A 21,071-nucleotide genomic window follows, 5' to 3' on the forward strand; every position below is an offset into this window, starting at 1 on the left:
CAGCCTTTGTGGCCCCACGGCCAACCCCTGGGATCGACAGCTTAGTTCTGGCGGATCCAGTGGTGGTTCGGCTGTCGCAGTGGCTACCGGAATGGTGCCGTTGGCGCAAGGCACTGACTTTGGTGGTTCGGTTCGAACGCCCGCTGCTTTTTGTGGTTGTGTCGGGCTGCGGCCAACGCCAGGTACTATCGCCGAGCCATACCGCCCGAGGGGATGGAGCACGCTGTCCACTCAGGGGGGTACTGGCGCGCAACGTGCGGGACACAGCACTGATGATGAGTGTGATGCAGGGCGCCCATGCTGACGACCCCAGCTCATTCCGGCCTAGCACGACCGCGTACACACAAGCAGTGGCTAACAACGGGGACTTCAGCACGTCAGGCGCTGTGCGGGTAGCGGCATCCGTAACCTTTGATGGGGCCTATCATGTATCCCATCAGATCCGTAGGGTTTTTGAACAGGCCGTAGCGCACATTGAGGCACTGCTGGGACGTGTGGAGTGGCGGCATCCTAATGTTGACGGGGGCGTGGCCGCTTTCAAGACGCTCCGAGCGGCTGAGTCATGGGCAACGTTTGGTGAGCTGGTTAATGCACAGGAGCAGCATCTCTCTGCCTCTTTTGCCTGGAATGTACGCCAAGGTGAGGGAGTTAGCGCGTCAGAGTATCTACATGCCGAGAATACTCGTACCACCTTGTATCGCCGCTTTCAGGCGTTTTTTGCGCAGTTTGACCTACTCGTTCTGCCAGCTACCAGCGTGATGCCGTTTGATAATGCGCAAGACGATGTATGGGCGATTGATGGCCACGCCTGTGAGTCGATCATCGATTATTTAGCATGTACGTTTCTGGTCTCTTTAGTAGGTTTTCCTACGCTGTGCCTACCTGTACCTCGCCAGCCTGGGCAACTACCGGCAGGCATTCAACTGGTTGCCAAGCCGGGTAACGAGCATCTGCTTCTGCAGGTGGCTATGCAACTGGAAGCGGCAGGCTTTCGCCACCAGTGGCCAGATTGTGTTCACGCGATCAACTGAAGGGGCATCCCATGCCGTCGGCGATTAACCTTGATATGGCAGAGCGCCTGCTGGATTTGCGGGGCTACGGAGAGCAGCCGCCTCAGCCAAACTGGCCGGGTAATGCACGATTAGCGCTATCCATCGTGCTGAATGTGGAAGAGGGGGCCGAGTCCCATCTGCTGGATGGCGACAGCGGTTCGGAAAGCCTGAATAGCGACATGCGTTGCCAGCCCTGGCCTGACCGTCGCAACCTCAACATGGAGTCCCATTACGAATATGGCAGTCGTGTGGGGATTTGGCGGCTGTTGGACATCTTTCAACGGCGACAATTGCCACTTACTATCTTCGCTGTCGCTCAGGCACTTGAGCGGCTGCCTGAGGTAGCGCAGCGGTTGCGGCGCGATGGTCATGAAATCGCCGCACATGGCTGGCGCTGGATTGATTATAAAGAAGTTTCTCCAGAGCAGGAGGCTGAGGATATCCGCCGCACTGTGGCCACGCTGACCCGGCTGAGTGGGCAGCGTCCGTTGGGATGGTACACCGGGCGTATAAGCGAAATGACCCGACGGCTGATCATTGCCGAAGGCGGTTTCCTTTATGATTCGGATGCCTATAACGATGATTTGCCTTACTGGGTGAAACACCCTGAGGGTGAGCATCTCGTCTTGCCATATGCATTTGATACCAACGACATGCGCTACGCCGAGGCCCCAGGGTTCAATACATCGCGACATTGGCTCGACTATATGGTGGATACCTTTGATGCGCTCTATCGGGAAGGGCATCATCAGCCGCGCATGATGTCACTTGGCCTACACTGCCGCTTGGCTGGCCGACCGGGTAGGGCGCAGGCATTGGAGCGTTTTCTTGACCATGTGGTGAGCCATGAGCGCGTTTGGGTCGCACGGCGTAGTGACATTGCCAGGCACTGGCATCAGCACCACTCCCCCTGCCGCCCGTGACCGGGCTGCAGTGAACCATCAACCGAACAGTGATTCCCAATGAATGTCCCGTGTCTCAGGGTCTACTAGGTGAAGAGCGTCCTGAATGTGATTCAGGTGGTGGAGCATCAGGTGAATGGCTTTTTCAACGTCTTTATTGATGATGGCTTCGACAATGCGGGCATGCTCATCCTCGGGGCAGGCGGGCATTTGCGGGGCATCGTAAAGGGCAATGATCAAACAGGTGAGTGGGCATAGTTCGGACATCAACTTCTGAATAAAAATATTGCCGCCGAGCTCGGCCAACAGCATATGAAACTTGCCAGTGAGACTGATGATAAGGCGGCGATTGCCCTCTTCCCTGGCGCGATCCTCTTCCTCTAGATGAGCCTTGAGTTTTTCTAGGTCTTTGGGCGTTGCGCGTGCAATTACCTGACGGATAATTTCTGGCTCAATCAAGCGTCTGGTTTCCATGAGATCCAGCGCTTCCTGACGGGTAGGGCGCGTCACATACGCCCCGCGATTGGGATGCAAGGTTACCAGTCCCTCTTTGGAGAGCGAGGTTAGCGCTTGTCTGACCTTCGTGCGGCTGACATTAAACGTTTGGGCGAGACGATCCTCCCCTAGCTTTACCCCTGGCGGAAGCCGATGTTCCATTATGGCATCGGTAATGCGCTCGGCTATTTGCTCAATGGCGGGTTTGTTCGTCGGAGCGGCATCCATGGTCATCTTATCCTGTCGAAAAACTGCGTTCAGTATGCCGTAAGGGCAAGGCCGTCTGTAGTGCTACGTGCAAAACGTTATAAATTTGTCAAAGTGCACTAGTAAGGTGCGAAATTAAGCTGCCGTGCATTGTTTTTGTGCGCAAATATGTTTTATCGATTGTATGCAATTTATAGATCAATGTCTTTTTGATTTTTTACATACTTTTTTAATTTTATTGTAAATCATCGGCTTGTGCAGTTTATAACGTCATTTTTTTATATTTTTTTAGGCTGTGGCATGAGGATTGCTATTTCATTTTTTAGGAAATCGCCCGCGTGAGCATGCGATGACGACTTTATGAAACTGCCGGAGCCTCCCCCCATGATCTCTAAAGCTAACGCTGTAAAGCTGGCCTCGCTGCTGACGGCCGCGACCCTCTTTTCCTCATCGCTACAGGCGGCTGAACGCCTGCGTGTAGCTGGTAACTTCCCTACGGATCACTCTGTCTCACGCGCGATGGAAGTATTTAAAGAGCAGGTAGAGCGAGAGTCCGAGGGTGAGATTCAAATTGATCTGTTTCCCGCGATGCAGCTAGGCGGTGCCACCGAAAACGTTGACCAAGTGCGTTCCGGCACTATCTTCGCTGTATTCACTTCGATTGCTTACTTCACCCGTTCCATCCCTGAGTATGAAGCGGTCAGTCTGCCTTTCTTATTTGATAACCGTGAACAGGCGTTCGCCGTTATGGACGGGCCCGTTGGTGAGCAGTTGGATGAAAAGATGCTGGGGCTTGGATTCGTTAATCTTGGCTATGGTGAACTGGGTTTTCGGCATGTAACGAATAACTTGCGCCCAATTACCTCGGTTGAAGATTTTGCAGGTATGCGCATTCGCTTGCAGCCCAACGAGGTTCATCTACAGACCTTCCGTGCGTTGGGCGCCAACCCGGTATCAATGGATGTGTCCGAGCTCTATTCAGCACTGCAGCAGGGTGTTCTTGACGGTCAGGAGAACCCTTACAACATTATCGCCAGCCGTCGTTTCAACGAAGTGCAGGAGTATCTCTCTGACAGCGGCCACTTCTATGACTTTATCAATGCCGTTGCCAATCAGCGCAGCTACGAGCGCCTCTCGGAAGAGCACCGCGCCATAATAGATGCCGCCATGACGGAGGCAATGGCGTGGCAGCGTCAAGCTGCTGCGGATGAGGAAGAGCAGTGGCGCGAGCAGTTAATTGCGGATGGCATGGAATTTACCCCCATTTCTCCTGAGCTACGGGCTGAGTTGCGTGAAGCCACGTCGGTGGTGACTGAAAGCCTCAAAGAGCGCATAGATCCCGCGTTCATCGAGTTAGTCACCCAGGAAGCTCAAGCAGCGCTGTGAGACCCACCATGACACCGACTTCTGTATCACCTCAAGATGACACCAAGCGGGGGCCTGCTCCCCCGCATTTAAGCACTGCTTTCCAACGTGCGAAATGGGTCGTTGAGCGTCTGGATGCTATTACCTACTGGGGCATTGTCGCGGTCATGGCGTTAATGGTGACCATCGTGTCGCTTCAGGTGTTCTGGCGCTATGTGCTTGGTTCTTCCATTGATGCTGCGGATGAGCTTTCACGCTTGTGCTTTGTATGGGCGATCTTCTTGGCCATTCCACACGGCGTGAAACACGGGGTGCATGTCGGTATTGACCTGTTTGTGATGATGATGCCCGGCTGGTTGAAGGAGGTTCTGTTTCGTTTGATGGCCGGTGTTTCCACGCTTCTAATGCTGATGGTGATGATCGGCGCGTGGGTCGCGACCGTTGATCGCTGGCCAGAACTAATGCCGACCCTGCCTGTAACTTCTGCCATTTACTACATCGCTGTGCTGATTTGTGGCGCTCACGCCTTTCTACACTTGGCGCTGTTGGCATGGGGTGGTTCGCGCACATGGGAGGGGGTGTCATGACGTGGATGGCGATTGGCTTGTTTCTGGCCTTGGCTTTTTTCGGTATGCCCTTGGCTTTTGCACTTGGATTTGGCTCGTTGGCCGGCCTGTGGATGCTCGATTTCGAACTGGTGGTCATGCCGCAGCGCATGATGCATGCCGTGAATAGCTTCCCCTTGATGGCGATTCCGCTATTCATGCTTGCCGGTGAGCTGATGGTGCGCGCGGGCATTATGGATCGCCTGATTGCCTTCGCAAACAGCTTGGTCGGACGGATGCATGGTGGTTTGGCCCATGTGACGATCACCTCTGGGACTATTTTTGCCTCTGTCAGTGGTGCCGCAGTAGCAAGTGCCAGCGCTATGGGCAGCACCTTGGTTCCCTCGCTACGCAAGTACTATCCCGATGCTTACTCAGGGGCAGTTATTGCCTCTGCCGCCAATTTAGGCCCGGTTATTCCTCCCAGCAATGCGATGATCGTGTATGCGTTGATGGCGGGCTCTTCGGTCTCTGTGGGAGGGCTTTTTATCGCGGGAATTCTGCCTGGGATATTGTTGGCGGTTGGCTTTATGGCGATTGCCAGTTGGATCTCTTGGCGGCGGGGTTATCCGCTGACCGGCGAGCGTTTCAATCTGGCCAATGTGTTACACCAAGGGCGACGAGCATTGGTCATCATTATGATGCCGGTCATTGTCGTCGGCGGAATTGTCGGCGGCATTTTTACTGCCACTGAGGGCGCGGCCATCGCCGTGGTGTACTCAGCGCTGATCGGTTTTGTCGTCACACGCCGGTTGAAAGTTTCCGACCTGCCTGGCTGTCTCTACCGGGCTGCAGTCACGTCCGCCATGGTCGGCGCGTTGATTGCGTTTGCTTCGGTGCTGACATTCATCTTCACCATCGAAATGGTGCCGATGATGTTATCTGGTTTTATCCAGAATCTGACCAGTGACCCGATGACCTTCATCTTGCTCACCATGGCGCTGCTGGTCGTGGTAGGCATGCTGATTGAATCTAACGCCGCCTACATCATGCTGGTGCCGTTGTTTGCGCCTGTTGCACTGACCTATGGCATCGACCCGCTCTACTTCGGCTTTCTGTTTATGTACAACCTGGTGGTCGGGATGATGACGCCGCCGGTGGGGGTGCTCTATTTCGTCATGAGTGGCATCACCAAAGTGCCCATGATGCAGCTTGTGAAAGAGTCGCTGCCCTTTGTGGCCTTCCAGTTTGCGGTGCTTGCCCTGTGCATCTTTGTCCCCCAGCTCGTCACCGCGCTGCCCCGCGCGCTTGGCTACTAACTGTCACCGGAGCAGATAATGACGCAACCCTTCGATGCTCAGCATCCTGCTGATTTGGTTATTCATGGCGCTCGCGTGCTGACGGTTGATCCGCAATTGGGTGAGATTCCAAATGCTCGGTTAGTGATTCATAAAGGTCTCCTGGTTGAGGTGGGGCCCGATGATCCGTCGAAGCCAATGCCACCGGCACGCCGCACGATCAACTTAACCGGCCGAGTAATTACCCCAGGCTTCGTCAATGTGCATACCCATACCATTTTGAGCATGGTGCGCGGTGTTGCGGAAGATATGGGCTTTGCACCGGCCTATACCCCCGGGGTGCCTCATGGCCACGAAGTGAGCGAAGAGGAGGCCGTTGCCCTGGCACGGTTAGGGGCCGCCGAAGCACTGTTATTCGGCTCCACACTTATTAACGACAGCTATGTGCATGCCGACTTGACACTTCCCGCCATGGGCGAACTAGGCATGCGGGTGATTACCTGCGGGCGCATCCACGATGTGGATTTCAGCCGTGTGCACGAGGGGATCTGGGAGCATCACGATGCAATTGGCGAACGTACGCTAAATGAAGCCATTGCCCTTCATGAGCGTTGGCAGGGCAAGCTGGACGGCCGTTTAGGCGTAGAGCTTGCTGCCCATGCGCCTGATACCTGCTCCCGTGCTTTATTAGCCAACGTTGCCACTGCCCGTGATGCGCTGGGTATCCACGTTAATGGCCACCTTTCCCAAAGCGTTAAAGAGAACCGTCGGGTGATAGAGCGTGACGGCATGACACCCAGTGAGTTGCTGGAAGATGTTGGGCTGCTGGGCCCGCGCTTTACTGCTGCCCACTGTATGTACGTGACCGACAGCGATATCGAGCGCATTGGTCGTACCGGCACCAACATTGCACATATTCCCCGGGGTAATGCCACGGGTGGACGGATTGCCCCCACCACCCGTTTACGCGCAGCGGGCGCGAACCTTGCTCTAGGCACCGACAACATGCACGGCGATATGGTGGAAGTGATGCGCTGGGCATTGATTATGGGCCGGGTGCAAGAGAGAGAAATTAACGACACCTGGCAGCCGCATCACGTGCTGGAAATGGCCACCTTGGGAGGCGCCAAAGCGTTAGGGCTGGATGCTGAGCTGGGTTCTCTCACTCCCGGCAAGCGCGCTGATTTAGTGGTGTTTGACTTCCGACGCCCGCACTTGGTGCCGCTGATCAATGCCCTTGGCAACTTGGTACACACCGCTCAAGGACGGGATGTCGAGATGGTGGTGTGCAACGGCCAGATAGTGGTTGAAGGAGGCGAGCTGTGCTTGGCCGATACGCCCACACTGCTGGCCGAGGCGCAGCACGCGGCTGAAGCGCTCTGGGCGCGCGCCCGAGCTCAGGTTTGATGCGGTGGAGACTGCCTTTATGAAGCTATTGATTGTTAATCCTAATATTTCTCAAAGTGTTACCGACCTTATCGCTGCTGAGGCGCGGCGTTCGGCAAGCAGCAATGCTCAGTTGACGCTGCTCACGGCGGCTTTTGGGGTGGCCTATATCGAAACCCGTGCTGAAGCGGCCGTTGGGGCCTACGCGACATTGAATGAGCTTGCGGAACACTATGCAGGGCATGATGCCGCGATCATCGCAGCCTTTGGCGACCCTGGCTTAGAAGCTGCCCGTGAAATGCTGCCGATCCCTGTGGTCGGGCTTACTGAGAGTGCTCTGATGAGTGCTGCCATGCTGGGTGGACGCATCGGCATCGTGGCGATTTCGCGGCGTATCCGCGCCTGGTACAGCGAAACCGTTGACCGCTACGGGATGAGCTCGCGACTGGCAAGTATCCGCTGCCTAGACGAACCACTGCCCAACATTGGCTGTGTTCAGCAGGACAAGGGTGAACAGCTGGTGGCGTTATGCGAAGCCGCCGTACGCGAAGACGGAGCCGATGTGTTGATTATTGCTGGCGCACCGCTGGCAGGGTTGGCCCGCAGTGTCGCAGCGCAGATTCCAGTGCCCGTTGTGGACGGGATGAGTTGTGCCGTTCATCAGGCAGAACTGCTGGCACGGCTAAGTCCTAATAAAGCCACCGCGGGAAGCTACGCCGTACCACCTGAAAAAAGCTGGACGGGCTTATCGCCTGCCCTAGGTCAATTAATCGGGCGGCAGCGCATATCTTAAGGCAAACACGGAATATACATTTTGGAGCACGACCATGACCACGCCTCGTAACCGTTTTGGTGTTTTGACACCCTCTTCAAACACTGCCCTCGAGCCATTGACCTCCGCTATGGTAGCTCAGGTGCCTGGTGTCACAGCGCATTTTTCTCGCTTTGGTGTTACTGAAATAGCCCTAAGCCAGCGGGCATTGGGCCAGTTTGACGATACCCATGTGCTGGCAGCCGCCAAGCTTCTCGCCGATGCCAGGGTCGATGTGATTGGCTGGAGCGGCACTTCAGCCGGTTGGCTAGGCTTTGACCACGATGTCACGCTGTGCCAACGCATTAAGGCTGAAACGGGCATTCAAGCCACCACATCAATGCTGGCGCTCAACGAGATCATGACCGAGCACGGTGTGCGTGAATTTGGTCTGGTAACGCCTTATACCGACGATGTACAGCAGCGTATCTTGGCGAATTACCACGCTGAAGGCTTCACTATTGTTGCGGAAGATCACCTTGGTATCAGTGAAAATTTTGCCTTTGCTGAAGTGAGTGCAGAGACCCTTACCGCCCAGGTTCGGCGGGTGGCTGAGCAGGGTGCTCCCTTGATTGTCGTCGCCTGTACCAACCTCAACTCTGCTCAACTGGTGGACCAGTGGGAAGCTGAGCTAGGCGTGCCGGTGCTGGATACCACTGCCACGGTGGTGTGGAAAATGCTGCGAATGACGGGGCATGAAAAGACGCCGGTCAAAGGCTGGGGACGCTTGATGGAAGGGACGCTGTAATATGGCTGAGTTCGATTTGGTGGTTCGTCGGGCGCGCTGTGCCACCGCCGCCGATGTTTTCGACGCCGATATTGGCATTCGCGATGGGGTAATTGTTGCTCTAGGCAATGGACTAGCGGCGGGAAAAGAAGAAATTGATGCAGCCGGGCGCTGGGTGCTGCCGGGCGGCATTGATGGGCACTGCCATCTGGATCAGCCTACCTCTGACGGGTCCAAGATGGCCGACGACTTTCTCAGCGGTACGCGTTCAGCTGCCTGCGGTGGAACAACCACCGTGTTTCCATTTGCATGCCAGCAAAAAGGACAGAGCTTGCGTGCCGCAGTCAACGACTATCACCAACGAGCTGAAGGCAAAGCGTGTATCGACTATGCCTTCCACTTAATAGTGACTGATGCGACACCAGAAGTGCTGGCAAATGAGCTGCCAGAGCTGATCCGTGAAGGCTATACCTCATTCAAGATCTATATGACGTATGACGATCTGAAGCTGTCAGATCGCGAGATCATCGATGTGCTAGCAGTGGCACGTGAGCATGGTGCCATGGTTATGGTACATGCCGAGAATGCCGACTGTATTGCCTGGCTTACCGAGCGCCTACTTGCTCATGGTCACACAGCGCCCCGTTACCATGCTGAAGCGCGCCCAATGCTGGTGGAGCGTGAGGCTACCCACCGCGCTATCGCTTATGCCGAGCTTGTCGATGTACCGATCCTGATCGTGCACGTCTCGGGCCGCGAGGCGATAGAACAATTACGTTGGGCGCATAGTCATGGCCTGCGTATATACGCCGAAACCTGCCCACAGTATCTGTTTCTTACCGCTGATGATCTTGGCATCGATGACAATGATCATCATGGTGCTAAGTGTATCTGTAGTCCTCCACCGCGCGATAAAGCCAATCAGCAAGTGGTTTGGGATGGTCTTGAGAGCGGTGCTTTCCAGATATTCTCTTCGGATCATGCTCCTTTCACCTTTGATGGCCCCCAAGGCAAGTTCACCGCCGGTAGTGATGCCAGTTTTGATCGAATTCCCAACGGAATTCCAGGACTAGAAACACGCCTAGCTCTTCTGTTTAGCCATGGGGTGGAGACGGGGCGTCTGACTGTGCAGCAGTTCGTTGCACTCACCGCTACCAATGTTGCGCGCATGTATGGCCTCTATCCGCGTAAGGGCTCCATTGCTGTAGGCGCGGATGCTGATCTAGTGCTCTGGGAGACCGGTCTGGATCGACGCATTCACAATAGCGACCTCCATCACAATGTAGATTACACCCCCTACGAAAATATTCCGGTAACAGCTTGGCCATCCCTGACGTTGTCGCGTGGCGAGGTAGTTTGGCGCGATGGCAACTATCTCGGCAGTGCTGGGCGTGGCAAGTTTTTGCATTGTGCTCTTCCCGAACCGGCTCGGCCTAAGCCAAAGCCACCGGGAGGTGATACGTGGTAAACCACTCAAAGATTGAGGAGCTTACCGAAGCCCTCGCAAAGGTGTGGCAAGGAGGGCCCCTAATAACTTCAGAGACGGCACAGCGATTGGCACCGCAAAGCGATGCCGACGCTTACGCTGTTCAGTCCGCTTTGGGGACAAAAATGGGCTGGTGGACTGATGGGCGTCCACTTGCATGGAAACTTGGTATAGCTCCGGTAACTGCCGCACCGATTCCTAACCATTGCTTAATGACCTCTCCCGCACGCTTAAATAAGTCCGAGCGCTTCAGTTTGTTCGGAATTGAGGTAGAACTGGCCGTGCGGCTCAGGCAGCCCCTCTACTCTGGATGTCGACGCAGCGAAGCCGCCTTGGCAGTAGGAGAAACACTAGCAGCCATCGAGCTCTTTGACGTACGGGCTGCAAGCTGGCAACAGCTACCACGGTCCTTTCTCCTGGCAGACTTACAGATGCATGGACGGCTGATTATTGGAGAAGGGGTAGTAGGGCCCTGGCAGTCGCGTTTTGCTGAAAGTGCACTTTCAGTGCGTGTCAATAACCAGGTTTTAACAGGCTTAGCGCTACGGCACCCTATGGTCGATCCTGTGTCGCTTCTTCCTTGGTTGGCAATGCATGCGGAGCACTCTGGGTGGGGGCTAGCGGAGGGTGATGTGATCAGTATGGGTTCTTGGACAGGTATGTTCGAGGCGCATCCGGGGCAACATATTGAAGCCAGATTCGAGAATATCGGAAGCGTATCGCTTGAAATCGACGCGGACACGATAGGAGAGGAGATGGCACATGACTCCGCGTAATAGCTTGCATTTGTCAGGTAGCCGTCTGATTGAATCGCTGCTGGCCATTGCGATAATCATAGTGGGAGTCGTGTTTTTGCGTATTGTGCATGGCACTCCACCACCGTTTGGAGACCCCCATTATATCGGCTCGGCAGCTTTCTTTCCCGGCATAGTCGCGCTACTGGTCACTGGGCTGGGCGTGGTGCTACTGATATCAGCCTGGCGACCACGCTTCTCGGTGACATTTTCTAGCGGCAGCACGACACGGGCTCTAATGGCCTATGCAGTGATGGTGGCCATGGTGGTGTCTATGCGTTTCCTAGGCATCTGGCTGGTAGCCATGTTGGCTGTGCCACTGCTGGCGTTGTGCTTTGGTGAACGCCGTTGGTATGTGCTGCTTGCGCTGGCGGTCGTACCACCGGCGCTGGTGATCCATCTCTTTGAGGGCGTCATGGGCGTCTACTTCCCCAGGGGGATGCTGCTGTGATGGATCTAGCTGTAATGCAGCAGGGGCTTGCCATGTTGGCCAGCCCTTGGACTTTCCTGGCACTGTCTGCGGGGCTTGCTGGCGGCGTTGTGATCGGCGCCTTGCCTGGACTCACAGCCACCATGGCGGTGGCGGTCCTGGCACCGTTCACCTTCTTTATGGAGGCTACCATTGGGATCCCCTTTTTGCTGGGCATTTATAAAGGGGCCATCTATGGCGGTTCGATCCCGGCCATTCTGGTCAATACTCCAGGCACTGCGGCGGCTGCGGCCACTGCACGCGATGGATATGCGTTGACGCAGCAGGGCAAGTCTCGCAAAGCCTTAGAGCTCAGTCTCTACAGCTCAGTAGTAGCGGATTTAATGGCCACACTGGTGCTGATAATGGTAGCCATTCCATTGGCCAGCATTGCTATTCGCTTTGGCTCACCGGAATTTGCACTGCTCTACCTCATTGCCTTAACCATGATTGCCACGGTCAGCGGCGAGAGCTTCCTCAAGGGCCTGATTGCTGCTGGACTCGGTTTACTGGTGGCATCTATCGGGCTTGATCCGATGTCTGGCTACCAGCGCTTTACCTTCGGCAATACCGACCTGCTAGGCGGCGTTTCACTGATTCCGCTGTTGATCGGAATGTTCGCCCTGAGCGAGATACTAATGCAACTGACCTATCCACCCGAGCCATCGAGTGATGATCATGGTGTGGTAGAGCACGGTGGTGAACGGCTCCAGTGGTCGGAGTTTTGGGCTCTTCGGTCGACTATTCTACGTTCGACTTCGCTGGGTACCTTCCTGGGCTCACTACCGGGTCTGGGCGCTGAAATTTCCTGCTGGATTGCCTATGGAGTAGCCCGCGAGCGTTCACGTGAGCCGGAGAAATTCGGGAAGGGTTCGCTTGAAGGCCTTGCTGCGGCCGAGTCCGGCAATAACGCCGTCGTCCCCGCAGCGCTGATCCCTATGACCGTGTTCGGTATTCCCGGCGACACCATTACCGCGGTATTGATCGGTGCTCTGATGGCACAAGGGATGATGCCGGGGCCACTGTTGATTCAACAGAACCCTGGGTTTCTATTCGGGCTATTTCTGGTTCTTCTGGTCACCAGTGTTCTGTTACTAATTTTTGGGTTAGCGGCAATTCGCTGGTTAAAGCACGTCACTAGCATACCTGCCACAGTGCTCTATCCCTGCGTTCTGTTGCTCTGTGTTTGCGGTGCTTATGCGGTCAATTCGAGTACTTTTGATCTGCTGATCCTGATGGTAGGGGGGGGACTTGGCTACGTGATGCGGCGTACCCATTTTCCTGTCGCTCCTTTAATTATTGGCCTACTGCTAGGGCCGGGTTTCGAGAGCGCCGTGCGTCAGTCGCTGGTGTTCTCAAACGGCAGCTTGGCGATCTTCTGGTCGCGGCCAGGCAGCCTTATTCTGCTGATCCTGCTGGCGCTGGTCATCCTCACGATGGCATGGCGCGGGATGGTGAAAGCAGGTTTCGTCCGCAAGCGTTCCAACTCTCATCCATCGAAGTCCAACAAAACCTGAGGTCAACAACCATGTCTCACCTCGTTCTGTCCCGTACTGTTCTAGCCGCGTCACTCGCAGCCGCTACCACCCTAACAACCGGCCAAGTGCTCGCCGAAGAAAGCCATCTGCCTGATGAGCCGATTCGTTTCGTTACTCCCTATCCTGCAGGAGGCTCCCACTCCCTGCATGCTGGTATTATTACCGCAGTGGGTGAAGAGTTTCTGGGCCGCCCGCTGATCTCGGTAATTCGTGGCGGTGGTGGTGGTGCTGTAGCTGCCGCTGAGGTTGCTGGCAGCACTGCAGACGGCACTATGCTGCTGTTCGGCGATCCGACCATCAACTCCCTGCGTCCGCAGGTCGAAGACTTACCCTACGAAATGGATGACTTCGTGCCGGTGGCGCGCATCAACTACAGCCCAGCGATCTTTGTCACCACACCCGATCAGCCGTTCCAGAGCATCGCGGAACTAGTTGAGTACGCTGAAGAGAACCCTGACGAGGTGGTCTACAGTTCTGATAACCGTAACGGTTTCACCTTTACCGTATTCGAGATGTTGAAAGCTACTGCCGACATTAATATGCGCGGTGTGGAGCTTGGGGGCGGCGGCCCGGCTGTGACTCAGCTTTTGGGGGGGAATACCATGGCTTATGCTGGTGACCCTAGTGTGGTTGGCGAGCATCTTGAGGCAGGTAGCCTAGTGGGGCTCTGTGTTACCGATACCGAGCGTTTCGAGGCCTACGGGGATATCCCTACTTGTCAGGAAGAGGGCTATGACGTGGTCTTTCAGTTCTGGCGCGGAGTTATGGCACCTGCTGGTACATCGGACGAAGTTATCGCAGAGCTTAGTGACGGCTTCCAGCGTTTAACCGAGGATGAAGGCTTTCTTCGTCTGGTAGGCCAGATTGGATCTGGCATTCAATTCCTCGACCACGAGGCTTTCGCTGAAGCACTTTCGTCGGAACAAGCGGCATTGCGCGAAGCTTATCTGGGCAACTGATGTTGCTCCCACACCGCAGGAGAGTGTCAGCGGCTCTATGGACAGGGCCACTGGCCGTTTGTGATGATAAATAAATCTGAAAAGACTAAGACGCTGTTGGGAGCTCGGCCTCTCAGCGAGGACGGTACCCATGTTGCCGAGTCGCCAATGGATATCGTTGTCCATGATGGCATCATCCAGGCAATTCGCCCTGCGGGGGCAGCCCCTCCTGAGGGTGACGCTATTGATGTCTCCGGTACACTAGCCATACCAGGCTTTATTAATGGACACCATCACTCCCATGAAAATTTCCATAAGGGGCGCTATGACCGCTTGCCACTCGAACTGTGGATGAACTATGTGCGGCCGGCAAAGCCTTTACCATTAACCGCTGACGATATATACCTACGCACTTTAGTTGGCGCTTGCCAAGCACTGCTATCAGGCACTACTTGTATCGTGGACGACTTCAATGCTTCACCACTGCTCAATTCAGAGCATGTCGAGGCTGCACTTGCCGCTTATGAAGACGTCGGAATCCGTGCGCTGCTTGGTCCCACACTATTTGATGTCCCGTTCCATGAAAGTGTGCCATTTATCAAAGAAGAGTGTAGTCCAGCTACTCTGGCTAGTTTGGTGCCCAACAAAACGACCCCTGCAGCAGACTATCTTCAACTGGTCGAGTCGCTCGCAGCGACGCGGCACCCCCGCAATAATCGGGTAGGGGTGCTGCTCGCGCCCTCTGCGCCTCAACGCTGCAGCGATAGTCTGTTGGGGGAGGTAAGGGCAGTGGCTGACCGGACAGGTTTACCGGTGATTATCCACGTGCAAGAAACTCGCCTTCAAGCTGCTTCGGCTTGGTACCAGCGAGGTAAGACGCTTTTCCAACATCTTGACGACATTGGCTTTTTGGCACCTGGAACTTCGCTGATACATGCGGTGTGGCTCACTCCTGACGATATCGCACGGATTTCCGCCAGTGGTGCCAGCGTACAGCATAACCCCAACAGTAACCTAAAGTTGGGGTCCGGCTTGATGCCCATGCGTGCGCTGTTAGATGCAGGTGTTAATGTCAGCTTGGGAACCGACGGTTGCGGCTCACTGGAGTCCACAGATATGCTCCGAGTGGTGGCCAACACGGCCTTACTTCACAAGCTGCGCGGCGACGACTATCGGCACTGGATTGGCGCCGAAGAAGCGCTAGAGGCTGCTACAGTGGGTGGTGCTAGAGCTTTAGGTATGGAGGATCAACTGGGGCGGATAGTGACCGGCATGCGTGCTGACCTGGTGCTCTATCGACTAGATGCGCCTGCTTTCACGCCGCTTAACAATCCGCTGCGCCAATTGGTGTTCGGTGAGAACGGTGGTGGCATTCACTCTGTATGGGTAGAAGGCGAGCAGGTTGTTGCTGATGGCCAGATAACTACACTGGATCAGCGTGCAATATCTCAACGTATAGATCAGGCCATACAGCGGTTGAGGCCTTTCATTGCAACCGCTGAGGGTATGACCGAAACCCTCCGACCCGCCTACGAGCGAATCTGGTCACGCTGTCAGGAGCTACCCTTGGCACCGGGCACGATCCCAGCGCGGTTCAACGAATGAACCTTGAGTGGCTAGGTATACAGCTACTCGGCGGTGTGGCGGCATTAATAGGTGTTCTGGCTTTTCAGTGTCGCCATGATGTTCGCATGCTAATGCTGCTATCAGGTTCGTGCCTGTTGTGGAGCCTGCATTTCCTGCTATTGGCGCAGCCTACGGCAGCCCTACTTAACTTGATAACGGCTGCACGCAACCTAGTCGGTATGCACTGTCACGGCGTGTGGTTCGCCTCAGGCTTCATTAGCCTGTACCTCTTTACTGGTGGAGTTAGTTGGCAGAGTAGTTGGGATATTTTGCCTGTGATTGCGGTGGTTTCAGGAAGTGTTGGGGTATTCTTTTTCGTTGGTTTGCCGATGCGTGGAGCTCTGCTGGTAGGCAGCCTGCTTTGGTTAGTGTTCAACTGGCAGGCGGGCTCATTACCCGGAGTTATAATGATGGGGGCAGATGTATTATCTAATGTGTACAGAATTTTTCGCTGGGGAAAGCTTAATACAACGCATTAGACGATATGAGCAGGATCCAAGGTGGTCAAAGCATCTGTAAAGTCTGCCTTTTGCTAGAGACTAGCAAGCTTCCTTGGACTCAAATACCAAGCACAATACTGAAGAAACGGCGGGGCAAAGAATCTGAATTGTTTACCTGATGGGGGTAAATCACTCGCGGCCTAATTTTCCATTCGTTTTACTTTACAATTAGTCACCATCACCCCGCCTTTCACAGCGGGGCGTTTTCGTTGGTGAGGCATAGACCAGGCAGGGGCATCACACACCACTGTTGAGACGTGCCGCTATCCTAGAAACGCAGGCCGCCGCTGAATCCGAAAATCGCTACGATGACGACGACAATGACGACGATGGTAGTAGTAGAGGGCATGATCTCTTCCTTTGAGAATGGTTGAAAGGTAAGCCTAGTCGGTGATGGGCGGTTTCGCACGCTTTGATAGGCCGATGCCCGGCGTTTGGCCGGGCATCGCAGTGGGGAGGGCGGTTATCGGGTGGGTTCAACCGCACTTGCAGTCATGGCCACAATCGGTAGAGCCATCGGCATGGCCCGTCGCGCAGGCCGTCGAGCAGAAGAGTTGACCCTCTTTTTCGATGGAGTGGCTGTCCACCTTGCAATGACACTTCGGGCACGCGCACTGTTGCTGAGACATGGTAGAACCTCCTGTGGGTTGTCTCTTCAAGCGTAGTGCGCACCCTGGGTGTTATGTAATTGCGTTGTGAGGTTTTTTTGCTGGTGATGGCCGCTGTCAAGGCGTCGAGCGCGCCAGGGCGCTGCCTAGCGCAAGGAAGTAGTCATGAAAGCGCTGGTTGATGCGTTCGCGCTGTTCGCCTTGCGGGTACAGGCCGCGTGCGGCTTCCGGAGAGCGGCGTGTGCCTTTGACCAGAAAGTGGTTCTTGATGGGGGCATCTTGTACAAAGGCTTCGAAGGCTCGTGCGCATAGCTCTTCTGGCTTGCTGTAGTAGAGCTGGCCCGTGGCGCGGTCGACCTCGGCCGAGTGGCGGAACAGCTCGCTGGGCTGCTGGCCATTCGGTTGCAGCAGGATGGCCTGAAAACAGGCCAGCAGGCGCTGGTTGAGCGGGTGTGCGATGGGCACGGCGTTTTGCAGCCAGGCGCTGGAGGCAAAGGCACTGGCAGGTAACTGCTGAAAACATTTGCGGGCGATGTAGTGGTCGAAGGCGTGAAACCATTCATGGGCAATGCTGCCAGGCCCAGCGTTCTTGGCCAGGGCAAAGCTTCGCTCAGCGGGGCTGTAATGCGCCGAGACGTCTGGTCTTCCGCCGGTACCGTATTGCAGAGCAAGCGTGCCACGCAGGGAAATGAGCGCTTCGTTGCCGTGCAGGATCAACATGAGATCGCAGAGCGCATCATGAAACAGCGTAGCGGCGTGGTCGCGCTCGGCGGGGGTGACCCAGCGGCCAATTTCGATGGCGCGAAAGTCGAACTGGCGGCGGATCGCGACAAAGTCGCTGCTACCTTCGGGCCGGTGCACGGGCCCTTGGCGAAAAAACTGCCTGGTATCGAGCATCACCCGGGTACCTGCTGAAAGGGGCATGGGGAGGATACATAAAAAAAAGCGCCCTCACGAATGAGGACGCTTTTTTCATCGCGGTACAGAGCGTCCTGAAGGATCAGTCCGTGTACTGCGGTACTTCTTCTTCCCTGATTGACGAAAGCTCGTCCTGAGCTTGCTCGGTCCCTGAATCGTCTTCGCTCATCCTAAGCGCACATTCCCTTGTCACGCGGTATCCCTGCCGCGAACGCTTTGAACTATAGGTGAGTGACAATTAATGTACAAGATAAAATTGTATTTTTATTGTACTTGAATAGTACAGAAATGCTGCTGCTCGATCATAAAGTGTATATTTAACAAATGTTTATAATTTTACAGTTGGCACAAAAAATAGCAGGCTAAATAGCCTGCCGGTGAAATGGGTTATCGTCAGCGCGTCAGATGATCGCGCAGGCGCTGCAATTGCTCAGCATCCCAGCCGTCGGGTTCGGTGAGGGCTGCCCAGGCATCGATGTAGTGTTCGGCGGCGATTTCATGCCCATAGCCGTCGGGGGCGCTGCCCACGGTCAGGTCGACCAGCAGCTGTAGCATGGTCACCACGGGGTACCAGCGTAGCGCTGGAGAAACATCTGGCCCACGAGGTGCGCGCATCCACTCGGGTTCTCGCCAGAACGCCGCAGGCTCGAAAAAGGTGATGGGGTCGCTGGCATATTGCAGAAACGCAATGCGGAAATCTCCCCATGGGGCAGCGGCTTCCTCCAGCCCTTGGGTCTGGTTCATGAACCTGACAACCGCGCCCTCGCGAAACGTGGGTAGCCATGCGGGGGAACCCGGATCGCGGTCGGCGGTCACGGCGCGCCAGGTGTCGCTGCGAAAGGGAGGGCCGCTCCACAGCACGCCTTGAAAGGGGTCGTCGATGATATCGTAAAGATCGAAGGATAGATCCGAGTTGAGCGCGCCCAGGCTCAGGCCAAAGAGGTAAAGCTGCGGTCGCTCATCGCTTGGCAGCTGGCTCCAGTAGCGGTAAATGGCCGAAAACAGCGCGCGGGCACTCTCGACGCCGTACTCTGCTTCGGAGATCAGCGACAGGTGGCTGGGTAGATACGAGTACTGGGCGGCCACCGTGGCAATATCGCCGCGATGAAGATACTCCACGCTGTGCTGGGAACGAGGGTCGATCCAGCCGCGGCCAGTGGGGGTCGCGATGACCATGACCGAGCGTTCGAACCCGCCGGTTCTGATTAGCTCTTCGAGGGCCAGCTCGGCGCGCTGAGTGGCGGTTTCGGCGGCGTTGAGCCCGACATAGACGCGAATGGGGTCGAGCGCGGGCTCACCCAGAAACGCTTCCATATCCTCGGCCGTAGGGCTCTGGGTGACGAAGCGCCTGCCCCGGCTACCCAGCGCTTCCCAACTGATCAGCGACTCGGCGCTGCCGGGCACATTGGCCGCTTGCGGGGGGCTCAGGTCATCCTGCATCAGCTCGTCCACCTGCTGGTAGGAGCGGTCAGCCACCTGTAGTGCGTAAGAAAAGATGACGCCCTCGATGATCAGCCAGAACAGCGCCACGGCGGAGACGATGCCCAGCACTTGGGCCGTGCGATGGGGCAGCACATGGGCAAGCTTGTACGAGAGCAGCTTGAAGGTGCGCTTGAACAGCCGCGCGACCAGCAGCAGACTCAGAAAGACCCCCATGGTGATCAGCGCCACGGCCAGCGGGCGTGTGCCGCTGGTGGGGTCCATCTCCATCAGTTCGCGAATGCTGTTTTGCCACTCGGCCGCGCGCCATAGAAAAATCACCGACACCACCAGCGCGACCAGGGCGGCCAGCTGCTTGAGCGTGCGCTCTACAGCGGCTCTGGGCTCTGGCAGGTGCAGGTAGTGCCACAGCGTGCGCGCAATGACGCCCAGGGCATACCCCGCCGTGACGCTGAGCCCGGAGACGATGCCCTGAGCCAGCAAGGGGCGGGGCACCAGGCTTGGGGTGAGTGAAAAGGCAAAAAAGAGCGTGGCAAGCAGTAGGCCCGTGCCCGACAAGCGGCTCAGCAAGGGCCTCATGCGAAAGTGCTCGAGACGGTTTTCCATAACGTTTTTCATGGCCTGGTTCGAGGGCAATCCATTTGGCGTGTGGGTCCCAGACGCTAGTGTATTAGAAACGGTAGGTCAGTGATACCCCACTCAGCGCCTGCCAGGGGCTTCCCAGCGCATCGACGATCGGGCTGTCGGCGGCGTTGCCGGTCAGTCGGGTAGCGCCGACGAAGCCGGTGGCTGTCCACTCAGGGGTCAAGGCGTAACTCAGGCTGGCGTTTGCGCCCAGCTGCCAATAGCCGCCATCCGGTGCGTAGGTGGCCACTCCGCTGCGGGCGCTATCCTGGTCGGAAACTCCATACAGAGATTGAGTCCAGCGCTCGTTGGAGTAGTTGACGCTGGGGGATAGCACCAGCAGCAAACGCTCGCTGAGCGGGGTGCGCAGGGTGGCGCTCGCCGAGAACGTGGCGCCTTCCATGTCGCCGGTCACTGCGCGGCTGCCAGCCACGCTGTAGCGCCAGGGCCCATCCTGGTAACCGACTCGCAAGCCCAGCGTGGCGCCACCATCGATTTTTTCGAAGGCGCCAAGGTCACCCTTGTTATCGCGGCCGAAGGTGTAGCCGATAAAGGGCGAGGCGCTCCAGTTGCCCTGGCGCAAGGCGTGCCACTCGATGCCATCGCGCAGATTGATGGACAGCTGGTCGCCATAGGCCAGGTTCAGTACGGGCAGTGCGCGGGCTTCGTAGTCGTCGCTACCGGCATAATCAGGGGCGTAAGCAATCCCCGCGCCCACGCTGCCCCGCCACTGGTCGGCCAGCGCCATGGGGGCCAGGGCCATGCAGGCGAGCGTTACCAGGCAGCCTAGGGGGCGTAAGTGGGAGCGAGAGTAACGGCTTGAAATCAGGGAGCGAGTCGGCATGGAAGCATCCAGAATGTGAGAGAAACGTGCATGATTGTATGTTTGGTTTAAAACCAATCGCAAGCCAGCGCTTGATATTTATCACGGCCCGCCCATAAAAACTTTTTAACTTTTCATATCCCAGGTTAGATAACTCGACGTCTATAAGGCGCACTGTGTGCCCATGACGCAGGGACAGCGTTACAAGGAAGTGCAAGCAGGGAGTGCTTGCGGCGCACAAGGATGCATGGACAGGACGTTCGTGAAGTGGGATCAGGGAGGACCTGATAAAGCCTCGGCCAGCGATGGTCGGGGTTTTTTTATCAGTCAGCGCGTAAAACCTCGTACTTTGAGTGCGAGGATGGATAGCGCGGCGTCCGGCAGGACGCCTTGTGCCTTGTGCCTTGTGCCTTGTAATCTTACATAAAGCACGATAATTTGTAAGATATGATAACCGAACGCGCCTATAAATACCGCTTCTACCCCACGCCAGAGCAGGCAACCCTGCTGGCGCGTACG

At 56.2% G+C, this 21,071-nt stretch carries 22 protein-coding genes; 17 read left to right on the forward strand and 5 right to left on the reverse strand.

Features of this window, described 5'->3' with window-relative positions:
* The 3 genes from B7L72_RS19040 to puuE all read left to right on the forward strand — a co-directional run.
* Window positions 1-304, forward strand: a 304-nt coding sequence (locus B7L72_RS19040) for an amidase family protein (protein WP_303245527.1), incomplete at its 5' end; no start/stop codon positions are given.
* Window positions 285-1,031: an amidase family protein gene (locus B7L72_RS17085; RefSeq protein WP_254893849.1), complete on the forward strand. Its 747-nt coding sequence runs from the start codon at window positions 285-287 to the stop codon at window positions 1,029-1,031. The genes B7L72_RS19040 and B7L72_RS17085, both read left to right, overlap by 20 nt.
* 11 nt (window positions 1,032-1,042) lie before the next feature.
* On the forward strand, window positions 1,043-1,975 hold the full coding sequence (gene puuE, locus B7L72_RS17090; RefSeq protein ID WP_254893841.1) for an allantoinase PuuE: 933 nt from the start codon (window positions 1,043-1,045) through the stop codon (window positions 1,973-1,975).
* Between the two features lie 18 nt (window positions 1,976-1,993).
* Here puuE and B7L72_RS17095 read toward each other — a convergent pair whose 3' ends face one another.
* On the reverse strand, window positions 1,994-2,683 hold the full coding sequence (locus tag B7L72_RS17095) for a GntR family transcriptional regulator (protein WP_217806090.1): 690 nt from the start codon (window positions 2,681-2,683) through the stop codon (window positions 1,994-1,996).
* Between the two features lie 357 nt (window positions 2,684-3,040).
* Here B7L72_RS17095 and B7L72_RS17100 point away from each other — a divergent pair, with 357 nt between their 5' ends.
* The 13 genes from B7L72_RS17100 to B7L72_RS17160 all read left to right on the forward strand — a co-directional run bounded on the left by B7L72_RS17100 (window position 3,041) and on the right by B7L72_RS17160 (window position 16,118).
* On the forward strand, window positions 3,041-4,042 hold the full coding sequence (locus B7L72_RS17100) for a TRAP transporter substrate-binding protein (protein WP_139788527.1): 1,002 nt from the start codon (window positions 3,041-3,043) through the stop codon (window positions 4,040-4,042).
* 8 nt (window positions 4,043-4,050) lie between these two features.
* Complete coding sequence (locus B7L72_RS17105) at window positions 4,051-4,608, forward strand: TRAP transporter small permease (protein WP_081195631.1); 558 nt, start codon at window positions 4,051-4,053, stop codon at window positions 4,606-4,608.
* Entirely contained in the window at window positions 4,605-5,885 is a 1,281-nt protein-coding gene (locus B7L72_RS17110) for a TRAP transporter large permease (RefSeq protein ID WP_081195632.1), read from the forward strand. Before B7L72_RS17105 ends, B7L72_RS17110 begins: the two co-directional genes overlap by 4 nt.
* Before the next feature lie 177 nt (window positions 5,886-6,062).
* Window positions 6,063-7,271 (forward strand): amidohydrolase family protein, encoded by a 1,209-nt coding sequence (locus B7L72_RS17115; RefSeq protein WP_254893850.1) that lies wholly within the window; start codon window positions 6,063-6,065, stop codon window positions 7,269-7,271.
* A 19-nt stretch (window positions 7,272-7,290) separates the two neighbouring features.
* Complete coding sequence (locus B7L72_RS17120; RefSeq protein ID WP_081195634.1) at window positions 7,291-8,043, forward strand: aspartate/glutamate racemase family protein; 753 nt, start codon at window positions 7,291-7,293, stop codon at window positions 8,041-8,043.
* Between the two features lie 34 nt (window positions 8,044-8,077).
* Window positions 8,078-8,809 carry a maleate cis-trans isomerase family protein gene (locus B7L72_RS17125; RefSeq protein WP_081195635.1) on the forward strand — a complete coding sequence of 244 codons (732 nt, stop codon included), beginning with the start codon at window positions 8,078-8,080 and terminating at the stop codon, window positions 8,807-8,809.
* Window position 8,810: 1 nt separating this feature from the next.
* Entirely contained in the window at window positions 8,811-10,256 is a 1,446-nt protein-coding gene (gene hydA / locus B7L72_RS17130) for a dihydropyrimidinase (RefSeq protein WP_081195636.1), read from the forward strand.
* Window positions 10,250-11,050 carry a fumarylacetoacetate hydrolase family protein gene (locus tag B7L72_RS17135; protein WP_081195637.1) on the forward strand — a complete coding sequence of 267 codons (801 nt, stop codon included), beginning with the start codon at window positions 10,250-10,252 and terminating at the stop codon, window positions 11,048-11,050. The genes hydA and B7L72_RS17135 overlap by 7 nt, the downstream gene beginning before the upstream one ends.
* Window positions 11,037-11,519, forward strand: coding sequence for a tripartite tricarboxylate transporter TctB family protein (locus B7L72_RS17140; protein ID WP_081195638.1), 483 nt, complete (start codon window positions 11,037-11,039; stop codon window positions 11,517-11,519). The genes B7L72_RS17135 and B7L72_RS17140 overlap by 14 nt, the downstream gene beginning before the upstream one ends.
* On the forward strand, window positions 11,519-13,054 hold the full coding sequence (locus B7L72_RS17145) for a tripartite tricarboxylate transporter permease (RefSeq protein WP_081195639.1): 1,536 nt from the start codon (window positions 11,519-11,521) through the stop codon (window positions 13,052-13,054). Before B7L72_RS17140 ends, B7L72_RS17145 begins: the two co-directional genes overlap by 1 nt.
* Window positions 13,055-13,065: 11 nt before the next feature.
* Window positions 13,066-14,034, forward strand: coding sequence for a tripartite tricarboxylate transporter substrate binding protein (locus B7L72_RS17150; RefSeq protein ID WP_176212909.1), 969 nt, complete (start codon window positions 13,066-13,068; stop codon window positions 14,032-14,034).
* A 147-nt stretch (window positions 14,035-14,181) separates the two neighbouring features.
* Complete coding sequence (locus B7L72_RS17155; RefSeq protein WP_217806092.1) at window positions 14,182-15,618, forward strand: amidohydrolase family protein; 1,437 nt, start codon at window positions 14,182-14,184, stop codon at window positions 15,616-15,618.
* Window positions 15,615-16,118, forward strand: a complete 504-nt coding sequence (locus B7L72_RS17160; RefSeq protein WP_081195642.1) for a YgjV family protein — start codon at window positions 15,615-15,617, stop codon at window positions 16,116-16,118. Before B7L72_RS17155 ends, B7L72_RS17160 begins: the two co-directional genes overlap by 4 nt.
* 497 nt (window positions 16,119-16,615) lie before the next feature.
* Here the strand turns inward: B7L72_RS17160 and B7L72_RS17165 are convergent, their stop codons facing one another.
* The 4 genes from B7L72_RS17165 to B7L72_RS17180 form a co-directional block, all read right to left on the reverse strand.
* Complete coding sequence (locus B7L72_RS17165) at window positions 16,616-16,768, reverse strand: metallothionein (protein WP_081195643.1); 153 nt, start codon at window positions 16,766-16,768, stop codon at window positions 16,616-16,618.
* Window positions 16,769-16,864: 96 nt separating this feature from the next.
* A complete protein-coding gene (locus B7L72_RS17170) occupies window positions 16,865-17,671 on the reverse strand; it encodes a CLCA_X family protein (RefSeq protein WP_254893842.1) in 807 nt (268 codons plus the stop codon).
* A gap of 387 nt (window positions 17,672-18,058) precedes the next feature.
* Window positions 18,059-19,723 (reverse strand): alpha/beta hydrolase, encoded by a 1,665-nt coding sequence (locus B7L72_RS17175; protein ID WP_254893843.1) that lies wholly within the window; start codon window positions 19,721-19,723, stop codon window positions 18,059-18,061.
* Window positions 19,724-19,775: 52 nt separating this feature from the next.
* Window positions 19,776-20,573, reverse strand: coding sequence for a MipA/OmpV family protein (locus B7L72_RS17180; RefSeq protein ID WP_240525187.1), 798 nt, complete (start codon window positions 20,571-20,573; stop codon window positions 19,776-19,778).
* A 426-nt stretch (window positions 20,574-20,999) separates the two neighbouring features.
* Between B7L72_RS17180 and B7L72_RS17185 the strand changes: the two genes are divergently transcribed.
* Window positions 21,000-21,071: helix-turn-helix domain-containing protein (locus tag B7L72_RS17185; RefSeq protein WP_176212919.1), on the forward strand; the 72-nt coding region annotated here is incomplete at its 3' end.

The organism is Halomonas sp. BC1 (assembly GCF_002078135.1).
GTDB lineage: Bacteria > Pseudomonadota > Gammaproteobacteria > Pseudomonadales > Halomonadaceae > Vreelandella > Vreelandella stevensii.